The sequence below is a fragment of the Microbacterium sp. genome (genome assembly GCF_041909575.1).
Taxonomy (GTDB): domain Bacteria; phylum Actinomycetota; class Actinomycetes; order Actinomycetales; family Microbacteriaceae; genus Microbacterium.
The window spans coordinates 1-2,873 of the sequence record NZ_JAYRDE010000181.1 but is presented as its reverse complement, the minus strand read 5'-3'; the positions used below and the strand labels follow the sequence as shown (position 1 = coordinate 2,873).

General features: G+C 72.3%; 2 protein-coding genes. Both read right to left on the bottom strand.

Translation table 11 applies throughout. The features are described from left to right. A partial coding sequence (pknB, locus tag ACE3O1_RS15295; protein WP_374316511.1) for a Stk1 family PASTA domain-containing Ser/Thr kinase occupies positions 1–1,328 on the bottom strand: 1,328 nt, incomplete at its 3' end. 69 nt (positions 1,329–1,397) lie between these two features. Continuing rightward, positions 1,398–2,534, bottom strand: a complete 1,137-nt coding sequence (locus tag ACE3O1_RS15290) for a LysM peptidoglycan-binding domain-containing protein (protein ID WP_374316509.1) — start codon at positions 2,532–2,534, stop codon at positions 1,398–1,400. Positions 2,535–2,873: the final 339 nt, after the last annotated feature.

Sequence of the window (2,873 nt, the reverse complement as noted above, 5' to 3'; positions counted from 1 at the left end):
ATCATCGACTCGACCTGCGCCTCGGCCGGGCCGAGCGAGACGAGCACGGTCACTTCGGAGTCCTGCTCGACGCGGGCGCCCGCGGAGGGCGTGGTGCCGATCGCGAGGCCGGCTTCGACGTCGAGGCTGGCCTCGCCGCGCTCGACGGCCACGAGGGAGTCCTCGGCGAGGCGCTCCTCGGCCTCGGCGAATGTCATCCCGGACACATCCGCGACGGCGACGAGCGACCCCGGGCCGGAGCCGAACCACCACCCGAGTCCTGCGGCGAGGGCGGCGAGGAGGATCACCACGGCGACGAGCCAGGCACCCGTGGACCGCCGCCGCCTCATCGCGCGGCGCAGCGCCGTGGCGTTGTCGACCTCGTCGATCGTGCGGGTGGGCCCGGTACCGGGGGTCGGGAGCACCGCCGTGAGCTCGCCGGACGGAATGCCCTCGTCGCGCAGGGCGCCGATCGGGGCCGTGCGCGTGACGACGGGGGTGATGGCGAGCTCGCGCTCGATCTCGCGGAGCCGGTCGAGCATCTCCCGCGCATCGACGGGCCGGTCGTCGGGAGACTTCTCGGTGGCCCACAGGACGAGTTCGTCGAGGGGCTCCGGGACGCCCGGGTTCTTGACGCTGGGGCGCGGCACCGAGTCGGTCGCGTGCTGGAAGGCGATCTGCATCGGCTGCTCGCCCTTGTACGGCTGCTCGCCGGTGAGCATCTCGTAGAGCATGATGCCCAGGGCGTAGATGTCGCTGCGCGCGTCGGCGGTGCCGCGGGTGACGAGCTCAGGGGCGAGGTAGGCGATCGTGCCGAGCAGCTGGGCACCCGTCGCGGTGTTGGCCGTCGTCGCGCGCGCGAGCCCGAAGTCGCCGATCTTGATGCGGCCGTCCTCGGCGAGCAGCACGTTCTCGGGCTTCACGTCGCGGTGCACGATCCCGGCACGATGGGCGGCGGCGAGGCCCGACAGGATCGCGTCGAGGATGGACACGGCCTGGGGGACGGTGAGCCTCCGCTGCTCGCGCAGGAGCTCGCGCAGCGTGATGCCCGGCAGGTACTCCATGACCAGGTAGGCCATGTCGCCGTCCTGCCCCTGGTCGAACACGTTCACGACGTGCGGGTCGGCCAGGCGCGCGGCCGCACGGGCCTCCTGGATGAACCGGCTCTGGAACACGGTGTCGTCGCTGAGGTGGCCGTGCATCACCTTCAGTGCGATGCGGCGCTCGAGGCGGAGATCGGTCGCCACGTAGACGGTCGCCATCCCGCCGCGGGCGATGCGAGCGCGGACGCGGTACCGGCCGTCGACCAGACGGCCGATCAGCGGATCCGTCTGCTGGCTCGTGCTCACGCCAGAAGTCTACGGACGGGTACCTGCGAGGCCGCGGAACGGCTCACCCTCGGAACCGGATGCCTCGGATCAGCCGAGCGCGGCGAGCCAGGCGTGTGCAGGCTTCTCCCACCGCGCGTAACGATCCGGATACGCCGAGATCTGGACGGCCTGCGCGGCATCGGCGAAGCTCATGTCCTGCCATCCCGGGATGTCGAGGAGGCCGCGCGTGTGCGAGCCGTTGGGGTCGCCGGGTCCACCGTAGAACGCCCGGATCGCGCGGTCGCGGTCGCGGATCTGCCCGGCCGTGCCCCACCCCGTGCTCGGCCGCTGCTGGAACAGGCCGAGGGAGTCGCGGTCGCCCCAGTCGAGGTTGCGGATCCAGGACTCCTGCATCGCGGTCCCGAGCGCGATCGCGATGCCGCGGTCGGAAACGCCGAGTTCGCGCCCGATGCGGATGATGAGCCGCGCGTTCTCGGTCTGCTCGGCATCGAGGCCCGTGGCACCCGCCTTCGCGGGGATCGCCAGCCGCTGCCCGGGGTAGATGATCGACGACGCCGCCAGCCCGTTGGCGGCCAGCACGGCGGTCACGCTCACACCATGGCGCTGTGCGATCGCGGTCACGGTGTCGCCCGCGCTGACGACGTGCGATCCGGCGGCCGGGGCGGGGGCTGCCGGCGCGGCCGGCTTCGTGGCCGCGGCGCGCATGGCCTTGCCCGGGATCACCAGCTTCTGGCCGGGGTGGATGACGGACGACCAGCCCAGGCCGTTCGCCGCCAGCACCGTGGACACCGAGACGCCGTGGCGCTGCGCGATCGCGCTGACGGTGTCGCCGCCTCGCACGACGTAGGTCCCGACCGCCCCGTTCGGCGCCGACGGCGCGGGCGCGGCCCCGGGGGCGCCGCCGGTGAGCCGGAGCACCTGGCCGGGGTGGATGACGGACTTCCACGTCAGTCCGTTGATCGCGAGAACGTCGGCCGTGCGCAGGCCGAAGCGGGCCGCGATCGCACTCACGGTGTCGCCGCTCACGACCGTGTAGGTCTCGGGTGCCGTGCGAGCGGCGGGGAGGGCGCGAAGCGCCGGAGCGGAGCGGCCCGTCTTGAGCGCGAGGGCGTGGCGCCCGTCGACGGCGAGCGGGCGCGGCATCCGCTCTTCCATGGTCTGGAGCGCCTGCGCCGGCGCCGGCGACAGGAGGAGCGCGATCGATCCGGCGACGGCTGCGGGCATCCCGGCGCGACTCGGACGCGCCGCGCGCAGAAGGCGTGTTCGTGGTTCGGGTCGCAAGAGATTCCCCCTCCATCGATTCCCAGAACCGTGTCACGGATGTGTACAGGTGTCAACGGGTGTGAAGTGTGGGGCTGATGTGATTAAACCCTCTTGCGGCACGCGGATCCGGTGTGCGCACGTCGCGGGGGAGTGCAATAGTTGCTGGGTGACCGCTGACGACGCTTCGCGCATCGAGACCGAATGGCTCACCCTGCCCGAGCTCGTGGAGGTGCTCGGCGAACCGCTCGGACGCGTGCGCCGGTTCCTCGACGAGTCTCAGCTGATCGGCTCGCGCCGGGA

Bases quoted from the DNA above. Each gene is read 5' to 3' on its own strand.
- ACE3O1_RS15290 (WP_374316509.1), bottom strand. From the start codon at position 2,534: ATGCCCGCAGCCGTCGCCGGATCGATCGCGCTCCTCCTGTCGCCGGCG.